The 24,727-nt window shown below is 69.7% G+C and carries 24 protein-coding genes; 14 read left to right on the top strand and 10 right to left on the bottom strand.

The features are described 5' to 3' along the window. The first annotated feature begins 6 nt into the window (after nt 1–6). From ASE76_RS20565 to ASE76_RS11180, 12 genes are all read left to right on the top strand, one after another. Nucleotides 7–219 (top strand): hypothetical protein, encoded by a 213-nt coding sequence (locus ASE76_RS20565; RefSeq protein ID WP_156362664.1) that lies wholly within the window; start codon nt 7–9, stop codon nt 217–219. A 40-nt stretch (nt 220–259) separates the two neighbouring features. Beyond that, on the top strand, nt 260–1,429 hold the full coding sequence (gene ssuD, locus ASE76_RS11230; RefSeq protein ID WP_055839109.1) for an FMNH2-dependent alkanesulfonate monooxygenase: 1,170 nt from the start codon (nt 260–262) through the stop codon (nt 1,427–1,429). 4 nt (nt 1,430–1,433) lie between these two features. After that, nucleotides 1,434–2,312 carry an aliphatic sulfonate ABC transporter permease SsuC gene (gene ssuC / locus ASE76_RS11225; protein WP_082448329.1) on the top strand — a complete coding sequence of 293 codons (879 nt, stop codon included), beginning with the start codon at nt 1,434–1,436 and terminating at the stop codon, nt 2,310–2,312. Nucleotides 2,313–2,486: 174 nt separating this feature from the next. Further along, nucleotides 2,487–3,332, top strand: a complete 846-nt coding sequence (locus ASE76_RS11220) for an ATP-binding cassette domain-containing protein (protein WP_055839104.1) — start codon at nt 2,487–2,489, stop codon at nt 3,330–3,332. A 112-nt stretch (nt 3,333–3,444) separates the two neighbouring features. Then, nucleotides 3,445–3,660, top strand: coding sequence for a molybdopterin-binding protein (locus tag ASE76_RS11215; RefSeq protein WP_055839101.1), 216 nt, complete (start codon nt 3,445–3,447; stop codon nt 3,658–3,660). Nucleotides 3,661–3,763: 103 nt separating this feature from the next. Then, nucleotides 3,764–4,405 carry a peroxiredoxin gene (locus tag ASE76_RS11210; protein ID WP_055839097.1) on the top strand — a complete coding sequence of 214 codons (642 nt, stop codon included), beginning with the start codon at nt 3,764–3,766 and terminating at the stop codon, nt 4,403–4,405. Between the two features lie 2 nt (nt 4,406–4,407). Continuing rightward, nucleotides 4,408–5,070 carry an alpha/beta hydrolase gene (locus tag ASE76_RS11205; protein WP_082448327.1) on the top strand — a complete coding sequence of 221 codons (663 nt, stop codon included), beginning with the start codon at nt 4,408–4,410 and terminating at the stop codon, nt 5,068–5,070. Next, nucleotides 5,067–6,065 (top strand): sulfate ABC transporter substrate-binding protein, encoded by a 999-nt coding sequence (locus ASE76_RS11200; protein ID WP_055839094.1) that lies wholly within the window; start codon nt 5,067–5,069, stop codon nt 6,063–6,065. Before ASE76_RS11205 ends, ASE76_RS11200 begins: the two co-directional genes overlap by 4 nt. Next, on the top strand, nt 6,066–6,944 hold the full coding sequence (cysT, locus tag ASE76_RS11195) for a sulfate ABC transporter permease subunit CysT (RefSeq protein ID WP_055839091.1): 879 nt from the start codon (nt 6,066–6,068) through the stop codon (nt 6,942–6,944). It begins immediately after the preceding gene. Next, a complete protein-coding gene (cysW, locus tag ASE76_RS11190; RefSeq protein WP_055839088.1) occupies nt 6,941–7,879 on the top strand; it encodes a sulfate ABC transporter permease subunit CysW in 939 nt (312 codons plus the stop codon). The genes cysT and cysW overlap by 4 nt, the downstream gene beginning before the upstream one ends. 26 nt (nt 7,880–7,905) lie before the next feature. After that, nucleotides 7,906–9,018: a sulfate/molybdate ABC transporter ATP-binding protein gene (locus ASE76_RS11185; protein WP_055839085.1), complete on the top strand. Its 1,113-nt coding sequence runs from the start codon at nt 7,906–7,908 to the stop codon at nt 9,016–9,018. Between the two features lie 99 nt (nt 9,019–9,117). Beyond that, the gene (locus tag ASE76_RS11180; protein ID WP_055839082.1) at nt 9,118–9,624 is read left to right on the top strand and encodes a disulfide bond formation protein B; all 507 of its coding nucleotides are present in this window, start codon (nt 9,118–9,120) and stop codon (nt 9,622–9,624) included. Here ASE76_RS11180 and ASE76_RS11175 read toward each other — a convergent pair. From ASE76_RS11175 to ASE76_RS11155, 5 genes are all read right to left on the bottom strand, one after another. Continuing rightward, entirely contained in the window at nt 9,621–10,604 is a 984-nt protein-coding gene (locus ASE76_RS11175; RefSeq protein WP_055839080.1) for a rhodanese-related sulfurtransferase, read from the bottom strand. The genes ASE76_RS11180 and ASE76_RS11175 overlap by 4 nt on opposite strands. 4 nt (nt 10,605–10,608) lie before the next feature. Next, on the bottom strand, nt 10,609–11,958 hold the full coding sequence (argA, locus tag ASE76_RS11170; protein ID WP_055839077.1) for an amino-acid N-acetyltransferase: 1,350 nt from the start codon (nt 11,956–11,958) through the stop codon (nt 10,609–10,611). An 85-nt stretch (nt 11,959–12,043) separates the two neighbouring features. Continuing rightward, nucleotides 12,044–12,862 (bottom strand): J domain-containing protein, encoded by an 819-nt coding sequence (locus tag ASE76_RS11165; protein WP_156362662.1) that lies wholly within the window; start codon nt 12,860–12,862, stop codon nt 12,044–12,046. Between the two features lie 10 nt (nt 12,863–12,872). Beyond that, complete coding sequence (locus tag ASE76_RS11160; RefSeq protein WP_055839073.1) at nt 12,873–13,241, bottom strand: hypothetical protein; 369 nt, start codon at nt 13,239–13,241, stop codon at nt 12,873–12,875. A 20-nt stretch (nt 13,242–13,261) separates the two neighbouring features. Then, nucleotides 13,262–14,197, bottom strand: a complete 936-nt coding sequence (locus ASE76_RS11155; protein WP_156362660.1) for a hypothetical protein — start codon at nt 14,195–14,197, stop codon at nt 13,262–13,264. A 258-nt stretch (nt 14,198–14,455) separates the two neighbouring features. Between ASE76_RS11155 and hrpA the strand changes: the two genes are divergently transcribed. Next, a complete protein-coding gene (hrpA, locus tag ASE76_RS11150; protein WP_055839068.1) occupies nt 14,456–18,607 on the top strand; it encodes an ATP-dependent RNA helicase HrpA in 4,152 nt (1,383 codons plus the stop codon). A gap of 151 nt (nt 18,608–18,758) precedes the next feature. Here the strand turns inward: hrpA and ASE76_RS11145 are convergent, their stop codons facing one another. From ASE76_RS11145 to ASE76_RS11125, 5 genes are all read right to left on the bottom strand, one after another. Continuing rightward, the gene (locus ASE76_RS11145) at nt 18,759–19,784 is read right to left on the bottom strand and encodes a GGDEF domain-containing protein (RefSeq protein WP_055839065.1); all 1,026 of its coding nucleotides are present in this window, start codon (nt 19,782–19,784) and stop codon (nt 18,759–18,761) included. A 137-nt stretch (nt 19,785–19,921) separates the two neighbouring features. Continuing rightward, nucleotides 19,922–20,752 (bottom strand): tRNA (guanosine(46)-N7)-methyltransferase TrmB, encoded by an 831-nt coding sequence (gene trmB, locus ASE76_RS11140; protein WP_055839062.1) that lies wholly within the window; start codon nt 20,750–20,752, stop codon nt 19,922–19,924. Then, nucleotides 20,749–21,807, bottom strand: coding sequence for a tRNA glutamyl-Q(34) synthetase GluQRS (gene gluQRS, locus ASE76_RS11135; RefSeq protein WP_236698404.1), 1,059 nt, complete (start codon nt 21,805–21,807; stop codon nt 20,749–20,751). The genes trmB and gluQRS overlap by 4 nt, the downstream gene beginning before the upstream one ends. Then, nucleotides 21,804–22,958, bottom strand: coding sequence for an NAD(P)/FAD-dependent oxidoreductase (locus ASE76_RS11130; protein WP_082448324.1), 1,155 nt, complete (start codon nt 22,956–22,958; stop codon nt 21,804–21,806). Before ASE76_RS11130 ends, gluQRS begins: the two co-directional genes overlap by 4 nt. Nucleotides 22,959–23,042: 84 nt before the next feature. After that, on the bottom strand, nt 23,043–24,062 hold the full coding sequence (locus ASE76_RS11125) for a LysR family transcriptional regulator (RefSeq protein ID WP_082448323.1): 1,020 nt from the start codon (nt 24,060–24,062) through the stop codon (nt 23,043–23,045). 167 nt (nt 24,063–24,229) lie between these two features. On the opposite strand from ASE76_RS11125, the gene ASE76_RS11120 reads away from it, so the two are divergent. After that, entirely contained in the window at nt 24,230–24,661 is a 432-nt protein-coding gene (locus ASE76_RS11120) for a DoxX family protein (protein ID WP_055839059.1), read from the top strand. The last annotated feature ends 66 nt before the right edge of the window (nt 24,662–24,727 follow it).

Genomic DNA, 24,727 nt, shown 5'->3' with positions numbered 1-24,727 from the left:
GAAGCCATGTCCTCTCGTTCGACCCCTTCCGTTCGCGCCTATGCCGCACAGGTCGTGGCCCTGACCGCCGCCGCCTGGCGGGTGGCGCCCGCGTCGCCCCGGGCGCGGGCCCGCCGTGCGCCGCACGGCTACGTGCCGGTGCGGGTGCTGCGCCGGCTGCAGAGAACCGCCGCCGCGGCGTTCCCCGCCCACCGCGCGGTGCTGGCCCATTCCTGGTAGCCCGCGACACCCACGACACCCCCAAGACGAGGCCCCCACCATGCAAATCTTCTGGTTCCTTCCCACGCACGGCGACAGCCGCTACCTCGGCACCGCCGAAGGCGCCCGCACCGTCGATCTGCCCTACCTGCAGCAGGTCTCGGGCGCGGCCGACCGCCTGGGCTACGACGGGGTGCTGATCCCCACCGGACGCTCCTGCGAAGACCCGTGGGTGATCGCCTCCAGCCTGATCGCCACCACCCAGAACCTGAAGTTCCTGGTCGCGGTGCGGCCCGGCCTGCACCAGCCGGCGCTGGCCGCCCGCATGGCCGCCACCTTCGACCGCCTCTCCGGCGGCCGGCTGCTGGTCAACCTGGTGACCGGCGGCGACAAGGGCGAGCTCGAAGGCGACGGCGTGTTCCTGGACCATGCGCTGCGCTACGAGCAATCGGCCGAATTCATCCGCATCTGGCGCGAGATCCTGACCCGCAGCCACGACGGCGGCAGCTACGACTTCGACGGCAAGCACCTGAGCGTCAAGGGTGCCAAGCTGGTCTATCCGCCGATCCAGCAGCCGTACCCGCCGATCTGGTTCGGCGGCTCGTCCGAGGCGGGCCACGAACTGGCGGCCGAGCAGGTCGATGCCTACCTCACCTGGGGAGAGCCGCCCGCCGAGGTGGCCAAGAAGATCGCCGACGTGCGCGCCCGTGCCGCTGCGTTGGGCCGCACTGTGAAGTTCGGCATCCGCCTGCACGTCATCGTGCGGGAGACCGACGACGAGGCCTGGCAGGCCGCCGAGTCGCTGATCAGCCGGGTCGACGACGCGACGGTCGAGCGCGCCCAGGCCGCTTTCGCCCGCATGGACTCCGTCGGACAGCGCCGCATGGCCGCGCTGCACGCCGGAGGCGCCAAGCGCGGCCGCGCCGACCTGGAGATCAGCCCCAACCTGTGGGCCGGCGTGGGCCTGGTGCGCGGCGGGGCCGGCACCGCACTGGTAGGCGACGGCGCCACCGTGGCAGCCCGCATCGAGGAATACGCCGCGCTGGGCATCGACAGCTTCATCTTCTCCGGCTATCCGCACCTGGAAGAGGCCTACCGCTTCGCCGAGCTGGTGTTCCCGCGGCTCTCGCGCGAAGCCCGGCAGAAGCTGCCGGGCCAGGCGCTGACCGGGCCGTTCGGCGAAGTGGTCGCCAACCTCGACGCGCCGTCGCGCCTCGTTTCGCAAAGCTAAAAAAATGGCGCACACCCCCAGTCTTCGCGCACTGCGTGTCGCTTCGCCAACCCCGTTGCAGGGGGCGACACCGGCGGTCCGGCAGAGCCGGCCCCGCGGTGTCCCGTGGCTCGGTGCCGTGCTGGCGTCCGTCGGGCAGCGGCTGATCCCGTGGCTGGTGCCGGTGGCGCTGGTCGCCCTGTGGCAGATATCGTCTTCGCTCGGCTGGCTCTCGACCCGGGTGCTGCCGGCGCCGCTCGACGTGGTCAAGGCCGCCTGGACACTGACCGCCTCGGGCGAGCTGTGGACCCATGTGAAGGTGAGCGCCGGCCGGGCGCTCGCCGGGCTGGCGGTGGGCGGCGGGCTGGGGCTGGCGCTGGGTCTCCTGACCGGCTCGGTGAAGTTCTTCGAGACGCTGCTCGACTCCACCATCCAGATGGTGCGCAACATCCCGGCGCTGGCGCTGATCCCGCTGGTGATCCTGTGGTTCGGCATCGACGAGACGGCCAAGCTGTTCTTGATCGCGGTATCGGTCTTCTTTCCGATCTACCTCAACACCTTCCACGGCATCCGGAATGTCGATCCGCAGTTGATCGAGATGGGCCGCACCTACGGGCTGACCCGCTGGCAGCTCTACCGGGAGGTGATCCTGCCCGGCGCGATGTCGTCGATCCTGGTGGGGCTGCGGTTCTCGCTGGGGCTGATGTGGGTGATCCTGATCGTGGCCGAGACGATCTCGGCGCAGTCGGGCATCGGCTACCTGACGATGAACGCGCGCGAGTTCCTGCAGACCGACATCGTGCTGGTGGGCATCCTGCTGTACGCGTTGCTCGGCAAGCTGGCCGACCTGTTCGCCCGCGGCCTTGAGCGGTGGTGGCTGCGCTGGCACCCCGGGTATCGGTAGCTCGCCCCCAGGCTTTTCACTTCGTGTAACGCCTACCCCCTACCGGGGGCAACACCGGTGGACCGGCGGAGCCGGATCCACGGTGTTTTTGGAATGGAGGGTGCGCGCAGGTGCACATGCCGGGTTTCGTTTTCTCCGCTGAGCACCGGGTGCTCCGCATTTGAAGGTTTCACCATGAGCGTCACATTTGAAGAGCGTCCCGTTGCCGCCGTTGCGGCGCCGGACTCTGCGCGTCCGGGCGGCGTGCGCCTGCAGGCCCGCCAGCTCACCAAACGCTATGGCGCCCGGGAGGTGCTGCGCAGTGCGCAGCTCGACGTGGCGCCGGGCGAATTCGTCGCCATCGTCGGCCGCAGCGGCTGCGGCAAGAGCACGCTGCTGCGGCTGGTGGCGGGGCTGGAGCGGGCCTCGGAAGGCACGCTGTCGACCGATGGCCGTCCGGTCGACGGGCTGCACGGCGACACCCGGATCATGTTCCAGGAGGCGCGGCTGCTGCCGTGGAAGCGGGTGCTGGGCAACGTCACCCTCGGCCTGCCGCCGGAGCACCATGCCCGCGCGTCCGAGGTGCTGGCCCAGGTGGGCCTGGCCGAGCGCGAGGGCGAGTGGCCGGCGCGGTTGTCAGGCGGGCAGCGCCAGCGGGTGGCCCTGGCGCGCGCCCTGGTGCACCAGCCGCGGCTGCTGCTGCTCGACGAGCCGCTGGGCGCGCTGGATGCGCTCACCCGCATCGAGATGCACCGCCTGATCGAAGGCCTGTGGCAGCAGCACCGCTTCACCGCGCTGCTGGTGACCCACGACGTGCAGGAGGCGGTGGCCCTGGCCGACCGGGTGATCCTGATCGAGGACGGCCGCATCGCCCTCGACGAGCGGATCGACCTGGCCCGGCCGCGCTCGCAGGGCGACCCTGCCTTCGCCGCGCTGGAGAAACGCATCCTCGACCGGGTGCTGCAGAAGCCGGCCGGCGACACGCCGCCGCCCCCGGACTGGTCGGCTCGGCCCGCCCATGCGCTGCGCTGGGCCATCTAGCCGGCACGGTACCCATTTTCAAATCAAAAGAGCCTGTGGCCGGCTCGGAACGCCGGCCTTCAGCTATCGATTTCATAGCGTCAACCGTTTTTCAACCCAAGGGAGTATTTCCATGTCCATCCAAGCCATCAACGTCCGCAACCAGTTCAAGGGCAAGGTCCGCGAGATCCTGCGCGGCGACGTCGTCTCCGAGGTCGATGTCGAGACGCCGTTCGGCACCGTCACGTCGGTCATCACCACCCGCTCGGTGGACGAGCTGCAGCTCAAGGTCGGGTCCGACGTGGTCGCGCTGGTCAAGTCCACCGAAGTGTCGATCGCCAAGCTGTAACGCATGTCTTATGCGGAAAACGTCATATGGATACAAGCAGATATTTGTTTGGGTTCGATGACGTCGTCCGCAGAATACGTTTCACCACCCACCCGGAGCGCACATGGCAACCCTCAGACTCGGCGACACCGCACCCGACTTCACCCAAGATTCCACCGCCGGCCCGATCCACTTCCATGACTGGGCCGCCGGCTCCTGGGTGGTGCTGTTTTCGCACCCGGCCGACTTCACCCCGGTCTGCACCACCGAATTGGGCCGCACCGCGGCGTTGTCGGGCGAGTTCGCCAAGCGCGGCGTGAAGCCAATCGCGGTGAGCGTCGACACGCTCGAATCGCACGGCAAGTGGGTGCCCGACATCAACGACACGCAGAAGACCACGGTCGATTTCCCTATCCTGGCCGATGCCGACAAGAAGGTCGCCAATCTCTACGACATGATCCATCCGAACGCGCTGGTCAACGCCACCGTGCGCAGCGTGTTCATCATCGATCCGAAGCACGTGGTGCGCACCACGCTGACCTACCCGGCCAGCACCGGCCGCAACTTCGACGAGATCCTGCGCGTCATCGACTCGCTGCAGCTCACCGACAGCCACAAGGTCGCCACGCCCGCCGACTGGAAAGACGGCGACGACGTCGTGATCCTGCCCAGCCTGCAGGACCCGGCCGAACTGGCCCAGCGCTTTCCCAAGGGCTTCGACGCCGTGCGCCCCTACCTGCGCCTGACGCCCCAGCCCAACAAGTGAGCATGGCGGCATCCCGGCCGGCCTGCGCGGGCGACGCGACGCGCATCGTCATCGTGCCGGGCTGGCGCGATTCGGCGCCCGGCCATTGGCAGAGCCTCTGGGCCGAGCGGCTGCCCGGCGCGGTCCGTGTCCAGCAGGACGACTGGATGACGCCGCGGCGCGACGCCTGGGTCGCGTCGCTGGAGCGCACCGTGCTCGCCTCTCCGCTGCCGGTGGTGATCGCCGCGCACAGCCTGGGCTGCATCGCCACCAGCCACCTGGGCGACGAGGCGCAGTCGCGCATCGTCGGCGCCCTGCTGGTGGCCCCGGCCGATCCGGAGCGCCGCGCGGTGCTGAGCGACTTCGCGCCGGTGCCGCACACGCGGCTGCCGTACCGCAGCGTGGTGGTCGCCAGCAGCAACGACCCGTACTGTCCGATCCGCCTGGCCGGTGCCTATGCCCGGGCGTGGGAGAGCGAGTTCGTGCGGCTGCAGAACGCCGGCCACCTGAATGTCGAATCCGGCCACGGCGACTGGCCGCTGGGCCTGGCGCTGCTGCAGTCGCTGACCGGCGCGCTGTCGCTCGGCTTCGAGCCGCCCGCCGCGGCACGCGACAATCCCCCTGTTCAACCCCCGTCTTCCCACGCTCCCGTTCCTCCTTCACCCTACGCCACGGAATCCGCATGACCTCCCGCCTCAAGATCGCCCTTGCCGCCGCCGCGCTCGCCGCCAGCGGCATCGCCTCTGCCCAGACGACGCTGCTCAATGCGTCCTACGACGTGGCACGCGAGTTCTACAAGGACTACAACGCGGCATTCATCGCGCATACCAAGAAGACGACCGGCAAGGACGTGAAGATCGACCAGGCCCACGGCGGCTCCAGCGCGCAGGCCCGCGCGGTGGCCGACGGCCTGGATGCCGACGTGGTGACGATGAACACCACCACCGACATCGACTTCCTCGCCGAGCGCGGCGTCGTCGCCAAGGACTGGGCCAAGCGCTTCCCCGACAACGCGTCGCCCACCACCTCGACCATGCTGTTCCTGGTGCGCAACGGCAACCCCAAGAACATCCGCGACTGGGACGACCTGACCAAGCCCGGCGTGCAGGTGGTCGTGGTCAACCCCAAGACCGGCGGCAACGGCCGCTACGCCTACCTGGCCGCCTGGGGCTCGGTCAAGAAGAAGGGCGGCACCGACGCGCAGGCGGCCGACTTCGTCTCGAAGATCTACAAGAACGTGCCGGTGCTCGGCAAGGGCGGCCGCGACGCGACCACCACCTTCCTGCAGCGCAACATCGGCGACGTGTTGATCACCTTCGAATCCGAGGTGGTCTCGATCAACCGCGAGTTCGGCGACGGCAAGGTCGACGCGGTGTACCCGTCGACCAGCATCGTGGCCGAGAACCCGGTGGCGGTGGTGGAGCGCACCGTCGCCAAGAAGGGCACCGCCGAGCTGGCCAAGTCCTACCTCGACTGGCTGTACTCCGAGGAAGGCCAGGAGATCGCGGCCAAGCACGCGCTGCGCCCCCGCTCGGCCGCGGTGCTGAAGAAGCACGCCGACGTGTTCAAGCCGGTGCAGCTCTTCACCGTGCAGGAAGTCTTCGGCAGCCTGGGCGAAGCGCAGAAGGTGCACTTCAACGACGGCGGCCAGTTCGACAAGCTCTACACCGTCGGCCGCTAAATGTCGGCTGCTGCCACGGCGGCGCCGCAGCCTGCGGTGCCGGGGCGCCGCAGGGGCGCCAAACGGGTGTTGCCCGGCTTCGGCCTGACGCTGGGCTATACCGTCTTCTACCTCAGCATCATCGTGCTGGTGCCGCTGTCGGCGCTGGTGCTGCGCAGCTTCAGCCTCACCGGCGAGCAGTTCTGGGCCGCGGTCACCTCGCCGCGGGTGCTGGCCTCGTACCGGCTGACCTTCGGCGCCTCGCTGCTCGCGGCGCTGGTCAACCTGGTCTTCGGCCTGCTGCTGGCCTGGGTGCTGGTGCGCTACAAGTTCCCCGGCAAGAAGATCGTCGACGCGCTGGTGGACCTGCCGTTCGCGCTGCCCACCGCCGTCGCCGGCATCTCGCTCACCGCCATCCTGGCGGGCAATGGCTGGATCGGCCAGTACCTGGAGCCGATGGGCATCAAGCTGGCGTTCACGCCGGCCGGCGTGGTGATTGCGCTGATCTTCATCGGCCTGCCGTTCGTGGTGCGCACGGTGCAGCCGGTGCTGGAAGACACCGAGAAGGAACTGGAGGAGGCCGCCACCAGCCTGGGCGCCACCCGGCTGCAGACCTTCACCAAGGTGATCTTTCCGGCGATCGCGCCCGCGTTGCTGACCGGCTTCGCGATGGCCTTCGCCCGGGCGATCGGCGAATACGGCTCCGTCATCTTCATCGCAGGCAACATGCCCATGATTTCCGAAATCACGCCGCTGATCATCATCGGCAAGCTGGAGCAGTACGACTACGCCGGCGCCACCGCCGTCGCGGTGGTGATGCTGGTCATCTCCTTCGCGCTGCTGCTGGTCATCAACGGCCTGCAGTCCTGGCAGCGCAAGCGCGCGGGGATGCCGACATGAGCGTTGCCGGACGAGCCAACGTGTCGCGAGTGCGCGCGGGCACCACCGAGTCGCCCTGGGTGCGCCGCACCCTGATCGGGATCGCGATGGCGTTCCTGCTGCTGTTCCTGGTGCTGCCGCTGGCAGCGGTGTTCACAGAGGCGCTGCGCAAGGGCTTCGGCGCCTACCTGGAAGGGCTGCGCGAGCCCGACGCCTGGTCGGCGATCAAGCTCACCCTGATCACCGCGGCGATCGCGGTGCCGCTGAACCTGGTCTTCGGCGTGTCCGCGGCCTGGGCGATCGCCAAGTACGACTTTCCCGGCAAGGCCTTCCTCACCACGCTGGTCGACCTGCCGTTCTCGGTGTCGCCGGTGGTGGCGGGCCTGATGTACGTGCTGGTCTTCGGTTCGCAGGGCTGGTTCGGCAACTGGCTGTCGGCGCACGACGTGAAGATCATCTTCGCGGTGCCGGGCATCGTGCTGGCGACGGTCTTCGTGACCTTTCCGTTCATCGCGCGGGAGCTGATTCCGCTGATGCAGGCGCAGGGCAACGACGAGGAGCAGGCGGCCATCGTGCTGGGGGCCACCGGCTGGCAGACCTTCTACAAGGTCACGCTGCCCAACATCAAGTGGGGGCTGCTGTACGGCGTGATCCTGTGCAACGCACGGGCGATGGGCGAGTTCGGCGCGGTGTCGGTGGTCTCGGGCCATATCCGCGGCCAGACCAACACGGTGCCGCTGCACGTCGAGATCCTCTACAACGAGTACCAGTCGGTGGCGGCCTTCGCCGTCGCATCGCTGCTCGCGTTGCTGGCCCTGGTCACGCTGGCGATCAAGTCGTGGATCGAGTGGCGCCACGAGCGCGAGCGCCGCTCCGCGGGCGAGCTGTCGCCCGAGCCGCCGCTGGCCGCGGGCCTCGCCGCCTCGGTCGTCGGCACGCCTGCTGTGCCGCGCTGAACCGCCCACCTCCCAGAAGAAGAACCATGAGCATCGAAATTCGCAACGTCAGCAAGCAGTTCGGCAACTTCCAGGCGCTGCAGGACGTCAGCCTCGACATCGATTCGGGCGAGCTGATCGCATTGCTCGGCCCCTCGGGCTGCGGCAAGACCACGCTGCTGCGCATCATCGCCGGCCTGGAGACGGCCGACGCCGGCAGCATCCTGTTCGCCGGCGAAGACACCACCGACGTGCATGTGCGGGAGCGCCAGGTGGGCTTCGTGTTCCAGCACTACGCGCTGTTCCGCCACATGACGGTGTTCGAGAACGTCGCCTTCGGCCTGCGGGTCAAGCCGCGCAAGCTGCGGCCGAGCGAGGCGCAGATCAAGGAAAAGGTGCATTCGCTCCTGAACCTGGTGCAGCTCGACTGGCTGGCCGACCGCTATCCGTCGCAGCTCTCCGGCGGCCAGCGCCAGCGGATCGCGCTGGCGCGCGCGCTGGCGGTGGAGCCCAAGGTGCTGCTGCTCGACGAGCCCTTCGGCGCACTCGATGCCAAGGTGCGCAAGGAACTGCGCCGCTGGCTGCGCCGGCTGCACGACGAGCTGCACGTCACCAGCATCTTCGTGACCCACGACCAGGAAGAGGCGCTCGAGGTGGCCGACCGGGTGGTGCTGATGAACAAGGGCAAGGTCGAGCAGAGCGGCTCGCCGCAGGAGGTCTGGGACCATCCGGCCAGCCCCTTCGTCTACGGCTTCCTGGGCGACGTGAACCTGTTCCATGGCCGGGCCGACCAGGGCGCGGTGCATGTCGAGGGCATCCGGCTGGAGGCGCCCGAGCATGCCGGCGTGCTGGATGCGGCGGCCTTCGCCTACGTGCGGCCGCACGACCTCGACGTGCAGCGCTACACGCCGGGCGCAGACCGCGATGCGGCCGGCCAGCGGCGCGGCATCGTCGCGGTGCTGGAGCGCTCGATCGTCGTCGGCCCGATCGCGCGGCTGGAGCTGGTCGCCACCGAGCCGCAGGCGGCCAACGACGGCAAGGACGCGCTGATCGAGGCGCAGATTCCGGCAGACCAGTTCCGCGCCATGGCGCTGAAGGACGGCGACACCCTGGTGCTGACGCCGCGGCGCGCACGGGTCTTCGTCGAAGGCGCGAGCTAGTCCCCAAGCGTCTGCCGTCGCGCTTCTGCAGAAGCCGGGAACCAAAGCGCGAAAGCCCTCCCAAAGAGCCTGACAATTACACGCTCTTGGAGGGCTTAGATCTTGTGGACCTTATTTGAAACGCACCCGCGCCGGGTGTTGGGCGGCATCGCGGTGCTGTGTGTGGCGATGCTGGCCTTCGGCATGTACCTGCAGCATGTGGTGGGGCTCGAGCCCTGTCCGATGTGCATCGTGCAGCGGTACGCGCTGATTCTGGTGGGCGTGTTCTGCGCCGTCGGTGCCGCGTTGCGCAGCCCGGGCGGCTGCAAGGCGCTGGCTTTTCTGGCGCTGCTGATGGCCGGCGCCGGTGCCTTCGTCGCGGCCCGCCAGAGTTTCCTGCAATGGTACCCGCCCGAGTTCGCCTCGTGCAGCCGCGACCTGTACGGGATGATCGAGACCTTCCCATTGAAGCGCGCGATCCCGATGATCTTCAAGGGCAGCGGCGACTGCACCGCGATCGACTGGACCTTCCTCGGCGGCTCGATCGCCAACTGGTCCTTCGTCTGTTTCGTGGTCTTCGCCGTCGTGCTGCTGGTGCTGCTCACGCGCCGCAGCGTGCGCGTCTAGGCCGTTTCGTCGGAGGTCGGCGGCGGCGGTTCCGGCGGCGGTGCCATCCGTGCGCCGATGTGGGCCTGCCGCCGCTGCTGCGCCAGTTCCACTTGGCGCTGCCGCTCGGCCAGGCCCTGCAGTTCTTCCGCGCTGCGGGTGCCGTGGCAATAAGGACAGCTCACGCCTTCGACGTACAGCGGCGATGCACGCTCCGCATCGCCCAGCGGCCAGCGGCAGGAGCGGCACAGCGTGTGGCGGCCCTGCACCAGGCCGTGGCCGACCGACACCCGTTCGTCGAACACGAAGCAGTCGCCGTGCCAGCGGCTTTCTTCGGGCGGCACCGTCTCCAAATATTTGAGGATGCCGCCTTCCAGGTGGAAGACCTCGTCGAAGCCCTGGCTGCGCAAGTAGGCGGTCGATTTTTCGCAGCGGATGCCGCCGGTGCAGAACATCGCGACGCGCGGCCTGGCATCGCCGTCGCCCGCCAGCACGCCGCCGGGCTGCGACTCGCGTGCGACCCAGTCGGGCAGTTCCGAAAAGCTTTTGGTCAGCGGATCGATCGCACCGTCGAAGCTGCCGATCTTGACCTCGTAGTCGTTGCGGACGTCCACCACCACCACGTCGGGCTGGTCGATCAGCGCGTTCCAGTCGGCCGGCGCCACGTAGGTACCTGCGTCGGCCGCGGCATCGAGCCCCGGGACGCCCAGCGCGACGATCTCGCGCTTCAGCCGCACCTTCATCCGGTAGAAGGGCTGCACCTCGGCGGGCGATTCCTTGTGCTGCAGGGCGACCAGCCGCGGGTCGTTGCGCAGCCAGGCCAGCACCGCGCGCACGCCGTCGGGCGGGCCGGCGATGGTGCCGTTGATGCCTTCCTCGGCCAGCAGCAGCGTGCCCTTGACGCCGTGGGCCTCGCAGCAGGCCAGCAGCGGCGCCTGCAGACCAGCGTAGTCGGGCAGGCGGACGAACTTGTAGAGCGCGGCGGCGATCAGATCGGCCATCGGACTAGACCAGCTTCTTGACCAGGACCTGGCTCTTGCGGTCCCAGTTGTATTTGCGCTTGCGGGCCTCGGGCAGCCAGTCGGGGTCGACCGGCTGGAAGCCGCGCTTCAGGAACCAGTGCATCGTGCGGGTCGTCAGCACGAAGATGCTGCCGAGGCCCATGGCACGCGCCCGCTGCTCGATGCGGCGCAGGATCTTCTCGCCGTCGCCCTGGCCCTGGCTCTGCGGCGACACGGTCAGCGCGGCCATCTCGCCGGTGCGGGCCTCGGCATAGGGGTACAGCGCGGCGCAGGCGAAGATCACGCCGTCGTGCTCGACGATGGTGTAGTGGTCGGCGTCGCGTTCGATCTCGGTGCGGTCGCGCTTGACCAGGGTGCCGTCCTTCTCGAAAGGTTCGATCAGCTGCAGGATGCCGCCCACGTCGTCGGCGGTGGCTTCGCGCAGGCTCTCGAGCTTCTCGTCGATCACCATGGTGCCGATGCCGTCGTGCACGTACACCTCCAGCAGCAGCGCGCCGTCGACCGCGAACGGCAGGATGTGGCTGCGCTCCACGCCGGCCTTGCAGGCCTTCACGCAGTGCTGCAGGTAGAAGCCGGCATCGGTCGGCAGCAGGGGCGGCGGCAGCTCGGAGAGCAGCTTCTCGGCCACGGCCAGCGGCATCTCGGTATCGATCGGGTTGTCGTCGCCCTCGGGCGCGTCGGGCTGCGCGCGGATGCCCGGCACCTCGGTCAGGAACAGCAGCTTGTCGGCCTGCAGCTCGATCGCGACACTGGTGGCCACCTCTTCCATCGTCAGGTTGAAGGCCTCGCCGGTGGGCGAGAAGCCGAAGGGCGAGAGCAGCACCATCGCGCCGAAATCCAGCGAGCGCAGGATGCCGGCGGTGTCCACCTTGCGTACCAGGCCCGAATGCTTGAAGTTGACCCCGTCGACGATGCCGACCGGCCGGGCGGTGAGGAAATTGCCCGAGATGATCCGCACCGTGGAGCCGGCCATCGGCGTGTTGGGCAGGCCCTGGCTGAAGGCGGCCTCGATCTCGTAGCGCAGCTGGCCGGCGGCCTCCTGCGCGCAATCGAGCGCCACGCTGTCGGTGATCCGCATGCCGTGCGAATACTGCGGCGTGTGGCCCTTGGCCAGGAGCTGCTCGTTGACCTGCGGCCGGAAGCCGTGCACCAGCACGATCTTCACGCCCATGCTCTGGATCAGCGCGATGTCCTGCGCGATCGTCTGCAGCTTGCCTGCGGCGATCGCCTCGCCCGCGATGGCCACCACGAAGGTCTTGCCGCGGTGCAGGTGGATGTAGGGCGCCACCGAGCGGAACCAGGGCACGAAGGTGAAATTGAAGACGGCGGACATGGTGGGGGCGGATTGTGCCTTCGGAGTCGTCCGCATCGCGGCGAACGGCGGGCGCTGCGAACCGGCGGGGCGGACGATCCGGCGGTCAGTCGAGGATGAACGATTCCGGGAGTGTGACGCGAACGATCTCGTGAGACGCTGCGGCATCCGCACCCTGCGGCTCGTTCGCCAGGAACTCCGGCGAACCGAGAACGTCGATCAGCGCTTGCTTCAAGAAATCGGACAGATAGTCGGACCCTGCGATGCGCAGTTCGACAGCGGAGACCGATCTTAGCTGGCGCGAAAGCCGTTCGACGATCTCGGACATCCGGGACTCGATCGACCTGGGAAAAGGATCGCGGTCGGCGGCCCGGATCTCGACGATCAGCGCGGGAATGGTCAGCCGGAGCGCACGCTCGTCGGCGGCGCCGGATGCAGGGAGCTGAACCTTCAGGCCGGGGGTGAGCAGGTGGATGCGCTGGGTGCGCACCATGGGCGCCGGTGTCCGTGTCGCCGCGGGCCGCGGGGCGGCGCCGGTCGATGCGGTCCCGCGCCTGTCGCCGAGCCAATGGAGCGTGAGGCCGGACACGGCGATCACCGTCACCAGAGCCCAGGCGTAGCCGGGACCGCGCCATGCGGCGGCAGGCCGGGCGCGATGGCGCGGTGCGGCCGGCTGGGCAGGCAGGCCCGACGGCTCCGCGACGCGCGATGGCTGTTGCCGGCGCAGCGATACGTCGTAGGCCGCACGGTCCTCTTCGTTGGAGAGCACGCGGTAGGCCTGCGCCAGCGCCATCGCGTATTCGTTCGCCGCCGCCGACGCGTCGACCTTGTCGGGATGGTGCCGCTGCATCAGGCTCTTGTACGCCGCGCGGATGACCGAGGCGCTGGCCGTAGGGCTGACTTCCAGACGCTCGTAGTGGTTCATGGCGGCCACGCTAGCGGATCACGTCGAGCTTGTCGAAGGTGGTGGTGGTGCCGTTGGCTTCCCGCAGCTGAAACCGCTGCGCTCCTGCAGCGAGAACCTCGTTGACGTCCTGGTTGATCTCGCTGCCCTGCTTGATGCTCCAGACGAACCTGCGGCCTTTGGACTCCCACACGCCGTACTGCAGGACGGCGCCCTCGTCGGTCTTGATCTCCCAGTCCCCGTTGGCGTGCAGATACAAAGGGGTCGCCAGTCGCGACGAGCGCCACTTGCCCACGAAGAGGTCGGAGCGCGGGGCTTCCTGGCGGGAGCAGGAGGCCAGGGCCATGGTCGCGACCAGGACGGTCGCAGTCGCCGACGGCAGGCGAAAACGGCGCAGCATGGCACGCGCTCCCGGCATCCTCAATTGCTCCTGAGCACCTGGCGCCATTCGGCTTCCTGCTGCCGTGCCCGGCGGCTTTCGTCGCGTTCCGCGCGCTCCTGCCGCTCTTGCTTGGCCCGCTTGTCCCGCTCGGCGAGTTCGTCTTCCCGGCGCATGCGCTCCTTGAAGGCCTGTTCCTCCGCATGCAGGCGGGCAGAGACCTCGTCCGCACGCCGTCGGGTGTCTTCGGCTGCCCGGCGCTCGGCGTCCGCTGCGCGTGCTTTATCGCGCTCTGCGTTCCTGGCTTCCTGCGTGCTGCGCTCCTTGCGCCTGCGCTCCGCTTCCATCAACTCCATTTCGGCCAGGTTGGCCGGGCGCACGCCATAGGTCTGGTAATAGTCCTGCAGGACGACCTTCTCGCGCGCATCGTTGTCCATCCCGGGTGCGACCGGCTTGCTGGGGCCGGCAAGCAGCATGACCAGCACCCGCGCGACGAGTGCGATCGCCAGCAGCGTGCCCAACACGGTCAGCACCTTGCGCAGCAGCGACGCCGTGTCGTTCAAGGGAGAGTGGCCGTGGTCGGCGGCGAAACCGCCCGCAGCCAATGTCCGGCCGCCCCGCATCGACATGGCCTCCGCGCGCAGGCTCATCGCCTCGGCCCGCAGCGTCAAGGCCTCCGCTTTCAGCGCCAGGGCATCCGGATCGGTCTCCATCGGCACCAGGGACAAGGCCGGCACCGGCACCGAGGGCGGCGTCGACATCCTGGCGTTGTAGGCGGCCCGCTCCGTCGGCGAGGCCAGCGTCCTGAAGGCCAGGGTGAGCACCTTGCGCTGCAGGTCCCGGTCCGCTGGCACCTCGCCCGGTGCGGCCGTATTCAGAGCTTCGCAGCGGCGCTCGTAGGCCGTGCGAATGTCGGCGTCCGACGCATCCGGTGCCACGCCGAGAACCTCATACAAGCTATTGCGCCGGTTACCCATGGTTCCGCTTCTCCGATCGATGTGGATGGCGGCGAGTTACAAATCGACGCCGACGGCATTCTAGATGCGAGTAAGCGTGCGAACAGCCGGCGTACTGCGCTCCAGATGCGAATCCGCGAGCGGGCCCGGATTCCGGTTTCGACCGCGCAGCGCAGCGTCGGTCCGCCGAAAGGGCAGGGGCCACCGGCCAGCGGCGCGGGGTCGGACGGACCGGGTGCGTGCACGGGCACCCCATGTTTCGGATAATCGGCCGCCTCTATGCATGTTTCCCCGCCTTCTCCTGCCGTGCCCGCCACCGCCGCGCATGCGCGCCTGGCCATCCACTTTCCCGAATCCCTGCCCGTCTCGGCCCGCCGTGCTGAAATCCGCGATGCCCTGGAGGTGAACCAGGTGGTGATCGTCTGCGGCGAGACCGGGTCGGGCAAGACCACCCAGCTGCCCAAGATCGCGCTCGAGATGGGCCGCGGCAAGCTGGGCAAGCCGCCGGGGCAGGGCCGGCTGATCGGCCATACCCAGCCGCGCCGGATCGCCGCGTCGTCGGTCGCCAAGCGGATCGCCGAGGAGCTGAAGACGCCGCTGGGCGAGGTGGTCGGTTTCCGGGTGCGCTTCCAGGACCGGCTGTCGAAGGACGCCTCGGTCAAGCTGATGACCGACGGCATCCTGCTGGCCGAGACGCAGACCGACCCGCTGCTGAAGGCCTACGACACGATCATCATCGACGAGGCGCACGAGCGCAGCCTCAACATCGACTTCCTGCTGGGCTACCTGCGCGAGATCCTGCCGCGCCGGCCCGACCTGAAGATCGTCGTCACCTCGGCCACGATCGACGCCGACCGGTTCGCGCAGCACTTCGCATCCAGCAAGGGGCCGGCGCCGGTCATCTACGTCTCGGGCCGCACCTTCCCGGTCGAGCAGCGCTACCGGCCCTTCGAGGAATCGCGTGACTACGGTCTGAACGAGGCCATCGCCGACGGGGTGGACGAGTTGTGGATGGGCAACGCGGGTGGCGACATCCTGGTCTTCCTGCCCGGCGAGCGCGAGATCCGCGAGGCGGCCGACCACCTGCGCAAGCACCTGGCCCACCAGCCGGTGATGCGCGGCGCCGAGGTGCTGCCGCTCTTCGCCCGGCTGTCGCAGGCCGAGCAGGACCGCATCTTCGACGGCCACACCGGACGGCGCATCGTGCTGGCCACCAACGTGGCCGAGACATCGCTCACCGTACCCGGCGTGCGCTACGTGATCGACGCCGGCACCGCCCGGGTCAAGCGCTACAGCTTCCGCAGCAAGGTGGAGCAGCTGCTGGTCGAGCCGGTGAGCCAGGCGGCCGCCAACCAGCGCGCCGGCCGCTGCGGCCGGGTCGCCAACGGCATCTGCATCCGCCTCTACGACCAGAAGGATTTCGAGGGCCGGCCGCGCTTCACCGATCCGGAAATCTTGCGCAGCTCCCTGGCGGGCGTGATCCTGCGGATGAAGTCGCTGCACCTGGGCGACGTGGCGCGTTTCCCGTTCCTGGAGGCGCCGTCGGGCCGCGCCATCGCCGACGGCTACCAGCTGCTGGCCGAGCTGGGCGCGGTGGACGAGGCCAACGACCTGACCGAGGTGGGCCGCCAGCTCTCGCGCCTGCCGCTCGACCCCAGGATCGGCCGGATGATTTTGGAGGGCCGCGACCGCGGCGCGCTGGAAGAGGTGCTGGTGATCGCCAGCGCGCTCAGCGTGCAGGACGTGCGCGACCGGCCGATGGAGCTGCAGGCCCAGGCCGACCAGGCGCATGCCAAGTTCGACGACGACAAGAGCGAGTTCAGCGGCTACCTGCGTCTGTGGAAATGGCTGGGCGACGCCCGGGGCGGCGTGCCGGTGGCGATGACGCGGCGGGAGATGGGCGCGCAGAACGCTCCCGCGCAGCGGCACCCGCGCAACCACGCGGCGCTGCCGATTGCGCAGCGTTCGGTCAAGGTTGTCCAGATGGGCGCCGACATCGTGCCAGCGGCTGCAGATCCAGGGGCACCGCAGGACCGGCTTCGCCGGACTGCCGGTGCCGCCCCCGACGAGGGGGTTGGCGGACCACACGCAGTGGGGCAGCCTGGGGGCGGTCCCAAACTGAGCAACCGCCAGTACGAACAGCTGCTGCGCCAGAACTTCATCAGCATCCGGCGCGTGCGCGAATGGCGCGACATCCACAGCCAGTTGCTGACGGTGATCAACGACCAGAAGTGGGTCTTCAACCGCAACCCCGCGGGCTACGAGGAACTGCACAAGGCGCTGCTCTCGGGCCTCCTGGGCAACATCGGCTTCAAGCCCGAGGAAGAAGACATCTACCTGGGCGCGCGCGGCATCCGCTTCCACCGCCATCCCGGCGCGCACCTGAGCAAGAAGCCGGGCCGCTGGATCGTCGCAGCCGAGCTGGTCGAGACGACGCGCCTCTTCGGACGCGGCATCGCCAACATCGAGCCGCAGTGGCTGGAAGAAGTGGGCGGCCACCTGCTGAAGAAGCAGCTGCTCGATCCGCACTGGGAAAAGCGCTCGGCCGAGGTGGTGGCGCTGGAGCGGGCCACGCTCTATGGCCTGGTGGTCTACAACAACCGCCGCATGCCCTTCGGACGGATCGATCCGCAGGGCGCGCGCGACATCTTCCTGCGCTCCGCCCTGGTCGGCGAGGAGTGGGAGACCAGGCTGCCCTTCCTGGCCGCCAACCGCAAGACGATCCGCCAGGTGGAGGAGCTGGAGCACAAGGCGCGCCGGCAGGACGTGCTGGTCGACGACGAGTTCATCTACGCCTTCTACGACAAGCAGGTGCCCGAGCAGATCGCCACCGGCCGCGAATTCGAGCAGTGGTACCGCGAGGCCGCCCGCGGCAACCCCGAGCTGCTGCTGCTGACCCGCGACGCGCTCATGCGCCACGAGGCGGCCGGCATCACCGGCAGCGCCTTCCCGCGCACGGTCAAGCTGGGCGGCGTGGACTGCAGCGCCACCTACCTGCATGCGCCGGGCGACGCGAAGGACGGGGTGAGCGTCGCGGTGCCGATCTTCGTGCTCAACCAGGTGAGCGAAGACCGGGCCGAATGGCTGGTGCCCGGCATGCTGAAGGACAAGATTCAGGCGCTGCTCAAGAGCCTGCCGCAGAAGCCCCGCGCCAGGTTGGTGCCGCTGCCCGAATCGGCCACCCGCATCGCAGAACGGCTGAACGCGCCCGAGCTGTTCGGCCACGGTTCGCTGACCGACGCGGTGCTGAAAGAGGTGCGCGAGACGACCCAGCTCGACGTCAAGCGCGCCGACTTCAAGCCCGACATGCTCAGCCCCCACCTGTTCATGCACCTGCGGGTGGTCGACGAACACGGCCGCCAGCTGGGCGCCGGCCGCAGCCTGGCGGCGCTGAAGGCCGAGCTGGGTGCGCAGGCGCGCGGCGCCTTCCAGGCGCTGGCCGGCCTGCGGCTGGCGGAAGGAAAATCCAAGGAAAAAGTGCCCGAGGCCGGCGCGGAGAGCCGGCTACCTGCTATCAAAAAAGAAGCGTTACCTGCGCCGGGTGCCGCACGGCCCGCGGCCGGGCCGGCCGCGGCGCCGGCCGACCAGCGCTATACCGCCTGGACCTTCGGCGCGCTGCCCGAGCTGATGGAGATCCGCAAGGGCGGCCAGACGCTGGTCGGATTCCCCGCGCTGATCGACGCACAGGACAGCGTGCGGATCGAGGTCTTCGACGAGCCCGCCGTCGCCGCCGCCCGCCACCGCGCCGGCCTGCGCCGGCTCTTCGCGCTGCAGATCAAGGACGCGCTGAAGTACCTGGAGAAGAACGTGCCCGATCTGCAGAAGATGGCGGTGGCCTTCATGCCGCTCGGCACGCAGGAAGAGTTGCGCGGCCAGATCCTCGACGTGGCGATGGACCGCGCCTTCCTGCTCGACCCGCTGCCCACGTCCGAGGCCGAGTTCAGGAAGCGGCTGGACGAGGGCCGCGGCCGGCTCACCCTGATCGCCAACGAGGTGGCCCGACTCGCGGCCGGCGTGCTGGTGGAATACGCCGCCGCCGCCCGCAAGATCAAGGACAGCAAAATCCAGCCCGACGCGGTGGCCGACGCCCAGCAGCAGCTGCAGCGGCTTGTGCCGAAGAACTTCCTGGCCGCGACCCCCTGGCCGCAGCTGCAGCATCTGGTGCGCTACCTGAAAGCGATCGTGCTGCGCCTCGACAAGCTGCGCGCCGATCCGGTCCGCGATGCGCAGCGCCTGGCCGAGCTGCGGCCGCAGGAGCAGCGCTACTGGCGGCTGGTCGCCGAGCGCAAGGGGCAGGTGGATGCGCCGATGCAGGAGTTGCGCTGGCTGCTGGAGGAGCTGCGGGTGAGCTTCTTCGCCCAGGAATTGCGCACGCCGCAGCCGGTGAGCGTCAAGCGGCTCGACAAGGCGTGGGCGCTGCTGAACATTTAGCTCGAATATTCAGGCTCGCCCCCAGGGCTGCGCGCACTGCGTGCGCTTCGCCTACCCCCTGCCGGGGGCGATACCGGTCGCCCGGCGAAGCCGGTTCCGCGGTATCCCTGGGAATGCGGGGGCGGCGGTGGTGGGAGTGTCGGGCGGGCGGCTAGAACAACTCGACGTCGTTGTTCGCGAGGTTTGACGATTCGAGCTTGCCGCTGGCGACCAGGGTCTCGTAGTGCTGGACCTGGTTGCGGCCGTTTTCCTTGCCGTAGTAGAGCGCCTGGTCGGAATGCCCCAGCACCTCGACCGAGGAGCCGCCGGCGGTGCTGGTGAAGCCCACCGTCACCGTGACGCGGCCCACCTGCGGGAACACGTGCTGCTCGATGTTGGTCCGGAAACGGTTGAAGATGCGGTGGGCGTCCTCGAGCGTGACCGAGCGCAGCAGCACCACGAACTCCTCGCCGCCGAAGCGGAAGATGCGGTCGTGGGTGCGGAAAGAGGTGCGCAGCAGGTTGGTGACCAGGATCAGCACCTCGTCGCCGTACAGGTGGCCGAAGCGGTCGTTGACCTGCTTGAAGTGGTCGATGTCGACCACGCCCAGCCAGTGCTGCTCGGGCTCGGTGGCGTTGGCGGGCATCTCGGTGCCGCGCGATTGCACCTCGAGCTGCGAGTAGCGGGAAAACTGCTCGTCGAAGGTCTTGCGATTGAGCAGGCCGGTGAGGGCGTCGCGCTCGCTGTAGTCCAGCAGGCTCTGGTAGTTGCGGTACACCTCAGCGATGCCGTAGACCACGTCGAGCGCCTGCGGGTTGTAGGGCACGTCGTTGCACAGCTCCAGCACCGACACCACCTTGTCCTGCAGGCGCACCGGCAGCCAGAGGGTGTAGCTGCCGTCTTCCCGGCGCTCGGCGCTGTTGAGGCGCTGCTCGATCGCCTGGTCCAGCTCGGGGAAATTCGAGAACGGCTCCAGGTCGTTGAGGGCGGGCGAGCGGCGGTCGGTGATGACCGGCTGGCCGGCGTCCAGCAGCAGCACCGGCCGGATCAGCCGGCCCTCGGCGGTGTTGACCAGCTCCAGCTTGCGCACCCGGCGGATGTTGACCAGATGCCGCATGGCAGACACGACGGAAACCTCCAGGCGGTCCTGATCGCGGTGGCCGGTGATTTCTACGAGGTGCTGAAGAATCGGGGTCATCTTCTCGGGTTGGACCGGGCTGGCAAGGTAGACGAATGGTGGCATTGTGCCCGCAACGGCGGGCGGACGGCACAAAGTGCCGGATGGAAAAAAGACCGCGCAATCCGACGTTGAAATACTACGCGGCCCGCCGGATTTCAGATTCGGGAAAACACGACGTCCCAGACGCCGTGGCCGAGCCGGATGCCCCGGTTCTCGAACTTGGTCAGCGGCCGGTAGGCCGGCCGGGGCGCGAAGCCGGTCGCGGTGCTGTTGCGCAGCAGCGGCTCGGCGCCCAAGACCTCCAGCATCTGCTGGGCATACGGTTCCCAGTCGGTGGCGCAGTGCAGGTAGCCGCCGGGCGCGATGCGGGCCGCGACCCGCGCCACCCAGGCGGGCTGCACCAGGCGGCGCTTGTTGTGGCGGGTCTTGTGCCACGGGTCGGGAAAGAAGAGGTGCAGGCCTGCCAGCACGTCGGGCGCCAGCATCCGGTCGACCACCTCGACCGCATCGTGCTGCACGATCCGGATGTTGGTCAGGCCCTGTTCGCCGATGCGTTTCAGCAGGGCACCCACGCCGGGTTCGTGCACCTCGCAGCAGAGGAAGTTCTTCTCCGGCATCAGCGCCGCGATGTGGGCGGTGGCCTCGCCCATGCCGAAGCCGATCTCCAGCACCGTGGGCGCCTCCCGGCCGAAGGCGGCCGCCAGGTCCAGGGGCTCGGGGCGGTAGGGAAGGATGTAGGTGCTGCCCAGGGCCTCGAAGGCCTTGGCCTGGCCGGTGGTGGTGCGGCCCGCGCGGCGCACGAAGCTCTTGATCGGCTTGCGCAGCGGGGCCGGGGCGGGCGTGTCGCCAGGGGCCGCGTCCGCCGGCCCGGTGCCGGCCGGCGCGGACGACTCGGCCGCGAGTGCCGACGGGTCCTGCGCGGCGGTCGGAGGGGTGGCGGACGGTGCGTCGGCGGGCGATTCGGTTGCGGAAAGAGGTGTGTTCACCCGTCGATTTTAGGTGCGCACCGGCGAGCGTCGCCCGGGTTGGCGCGGTGCATGTCGGGCGACACCGCCCAGCGCGCCCTCCAGGCGGGCACCCAGCGCGCCAGCCGTTCGGCCACCGTGTCGCCCGGCGCGGCGGGCGGCAGGCCCAGCACGGCGGCGGCGGCCGAGAGCGCCTCGGCCGGCAGTGCCGCGTCGAACGCCTCGGCGCCGTTCTGCTTCGACAGCTTCTCGCCGCTGGCGGCCAGCACCAGCGGGGTGTGCAGGTAGCGCGGCGCGGGCAGGCCGAGTGCGCGCTGCAGCAGCAGCTGGCGGGGCGTGTTGTCGAGCAGGTCGGCGCCGCGCACGACGTCGGTGATGCCCTGCGCCGCATCGTCGACCACCACCGCGAGCTGGTAGGCGTAGAGGCCGTCGGCGCGCAGCAGGACGAAGTCGCCGACCGCGTCTTCGACCGTTTGGGACTGCGGGCCTTGCGCACGGTCGGTCCAGCGCACCGTGGGTTCCGGCGTGCCTGCGGGCGGGGCTGCTACGGATTCGATAGCTGGTGGTCGGCCATCCACGCCGGCTACAGGCACTTCTGGCATGGAAATATCGGTCCTGAGCCGCCAGGCCCGTGCCGGCTTGCCGTGCAGTCCGCTGCGGCAGGTGCCCGGGTAGGGCAGGGCGGCATTGCGTTGGCGCCGGACGCCGCGCGCGGCCTGGGCGTCTTCGATGTCGCGGCGGGAGCAGCCGCAGGGGTAGGCCGCACCGCTGGCCACCAGCTGGTCGAGGGCCTGCGCATACCCTGCGGTGCGGGCCGATTGCCACACTGGCGGCGCATCGGGCAGCAGCGCGCAGGCGGCCAGCTGGCCGAGGATGGTGCGGTCGGCGCCGGGGATGCAGCGGGGCGCATCGACATCCTCGATCCGCACCAGCCACCGGCCGCCGTGGGCCCGTGCGTCGAGCCAGCTGGCCAGCGCCGCGACCAGCGAGCCCGCATGCAGCGGACCGGTGGGCGAGGGCGCGAACCGGCCGACGTAGCCCGCCGCGCCGGCCGCCGTGTCCCCCTGCGGAATCACGCCAGGGCGAGCCCCATCTCCAGGCCGGAGACGAAGGCGTCCTCCACCCGGTGGCCCAGGCACCAGTCGCCGCAGGCGCCCAGGCCGGCCTGCGCGTCCCACAGGTGGGAGCGTCCGAGCGGCTTGACCGTCTTGGCGTCGGTCCAGCGCAGCACTTCGGCGTGCGATGGCTCGGCGCGAATGCCGGTCACTTCCGAGAAGGCGCGCAGCAGCTTGGCGCGGACCCGGTCGGGATCGTCGTCCAGGTGCTCGCGCGACCAGGCCTCGCTGGCCTGCACCGTCCAGCGCTCGACGCCGCCCCGGCCGGGCTTGGAGGATTCGCGCGCCAGCCAGACGATGCGGTGGTGGGTGCTGCGGGCCGCGTTCCACTGCGGCCCGAGGGTGACGAAACCCGGCTGAGAGGCCTGCGGAAACGCCAGCATCAGGGTCCAGCAGGGGGCGACCTCGCAGGCTTCGATGGCGGGCGCCAGGCCGTTGTCGCGGGCGCCGCGCAGCAGCACCGCGGCCTGTACGGCCGGCACCGCCAGCACGACGGTGTCGAAGCCGGCGAAGACGCGGGCGGCGCCGTCGGCGGTCGAGGTCCTCAGCTGCCACCGGGCCGGGTCGAGGGTGTCGCGCACCAGGCCGTCGACGGAGGTGCCCGAATGCAGCCGGCCGGCGGCCGCCAGCGGCGCCGCCCAGTGGCGCGGCAGGGCGTCCATGCCCGGCGCGGGCACCCAGTGGGCATCGCGCGGCGGCAGGCCGGCGGCGGCCACGCGGCCCTGGGTATCCAGCACCCGGACGGTGTTGGCGTTCCAGCGGCGGCACAACTCGGACGCGGTGCGCTCCAGCGCCAGGGCGAAGCGCGGATCGCGCACGGTGAAATACTGCGCACCGGTATCGAAGCCGCCGAAGGGAGAGGCCTCGGTCGCCATCCGGCCGCCGGGCTGCGCGCCGCGGTCGAACACCGTCACCGCGTGGCCGGCCTGTGCCAGGGTCCGGGCACAGGCGATGCCCGCCAGCCCGGCACCGACGACGGCGACCGTGCGCCGAGGCACGGCGGGGGCGTGGTCCGCCGAAGTGTCGGCCGACGCGCTGGTCGATCGTGCGGAACGCGCAGCGGTGCGGGAAGAGGCCAGGGTGCGGGCGGGTGGCGCGGGAAGGGGCGGCATGGAGTCTCCTGGAAAGGGTGCGGGTCGGGCGAGGCCATCGGCGCGGTCGCCACCCATGATGCCAGTACGCCGGGGCCGGCTTCCTCAGGCCAATCCCGGTGCCGCCGCGGCGGGCGAGCGCGCGGCGGGCACGGTGGCGATTGCGGCGGGCAACGGGGCGGCGGGCGATGCGGGCCCGCGGCCTTCCAGCAGCGCCTGCCGGGTCCCGGGCCGGGCCAGCTGCTCCAGCCACCACTGCAGCGCCCGGCCGTGGCGTTCCGCCGGGCCGCACCAGGCGTAGCCCACCCGGTACATCCGCGGCGGCTGCTGGATCTTCAGCACCACCAGCCGGCCGCGGGCGACCTCGGGCCGCACCATCGGCTCGGGCAGCGAGCCGACGCCCAGGCCGCGCAGCAGCGCCTCCAGCTTCGCCTGCATCGAGGGCACGGTGAGCACGTCCTGCCCGTCGAGAACGCCCACCGTGAGGGTGCGGCCTGCACGGGCCGAATCGGCCACCGCGATCACCCGGTGGCGCATCAGCACCTCGGGTAGCAGCGGACCCGGCAGGTGGGCCAGCGGATGGTGCGGCGCCACCACGTGGATGAAATGCATCGTGCCGAGCGGCTGCACCTGCACCCCCGCGGCCGACGCCGGGTCGCCGCCCACGCCGAGCGCCAGGTCGGCCTGGCCCGAGGTGAGCGACTGCAGCGTGCCCGAGAGGATCTCGTCGCGCAGCTTCAGGCGGGTGGGCGGCTCCAGCGCGTAGAAGGCCTCGACCAGCTCCATCAGCGTGGCGCGGTCGATCAGGCCGTCGGAGGCGATGGTGAGCTGCGGCTCCCAGCCGGTCGCCACCCGCTGCACCCGGTGCGCCATCGCATCGATCTCGCCGAGCAGCCGGGTACCTTCCCGCACCAGCTCGGCGCCGGCCTCGGTCAGGCGGGCCTGGCGCGAGCGGCGGTCGAAGAGCAGCACGTCGAGCGCGTCCTCCACCTGCCGCACCCGGTAGGTGAGGGCGCTGGGCACCATGCCCAGCGCCCGCGCCGCCGCGGCGAAACTGCCGGCGGCGGCGATCTGCTGGAGCATCGCCAGCATGTCAGGGGTGAGCACGTCGCGCGGTGTCGGCATGGCGGTCGGCGATTCAGTAATTTTGAATGGTGAAGTCAATCGCGATGGTAATCGGCGGCAGCGCGCCGGCCTACAGTCTGGCCGGACGGGCCGGCGCTCTGGGCCCTGCGCCCGCAGGCACGGCCCCGATCCTTCCATTCACCTCGCGTTTCCCGAAAGCCCTCGCCATGACCCAACCTGTCTCGACCACCATTTCCGGCGCGCAGAACGGCCTCACCCTGGTCGGCCGCCTGATGCTGGCCTACCTGTTCCTGCCTGCGGGCATTTCGAAGCTGATGGGTTTCTCGGGCACGGTGGGCTACATCGCGTCGAAGGGCCTGCCGGCCCCGAGCGCGGCCGCCGTGGTGGCGCTGCTGGTGGAGATCGTGGGCGGCCTGGCGCTGATCGCCGGCTTCGGGACCCGGGTCGCGGCCATCGTGCTGGCGGTGTTCACCGTGGTGGCCGCGGTGTTCTTTCACAATTTCTGGGCGGTGCCGGAAGCCCAGCAGATGATGCAGCAGATCAATTTCAACAAGAATATCGCCATCGCCGGCGGCCTCCTGGTGCTGGCCGCCTTCGGTGCCGGCGCCTACAGCGTCGACGCCAAGCGCCGCGGCTGATTCCCCGGCTCCTGCCGTGCCCGGTGCGTCCCCGTGGGGCGCACCGGTTTTTCGCTTCATCCTTCG

Source organism: Xylophilus sp. Leaf220, from assembly GCF_001421705.1.
GTDB lineage: Bacteria > Pseudomonadota > Gammaproteobacteria > Burkholderiales > Burkholderiaceae_C > Xylophilus.
This window is presented reverse-complemented; position numbering and strand designations above follow the sequence as displayed.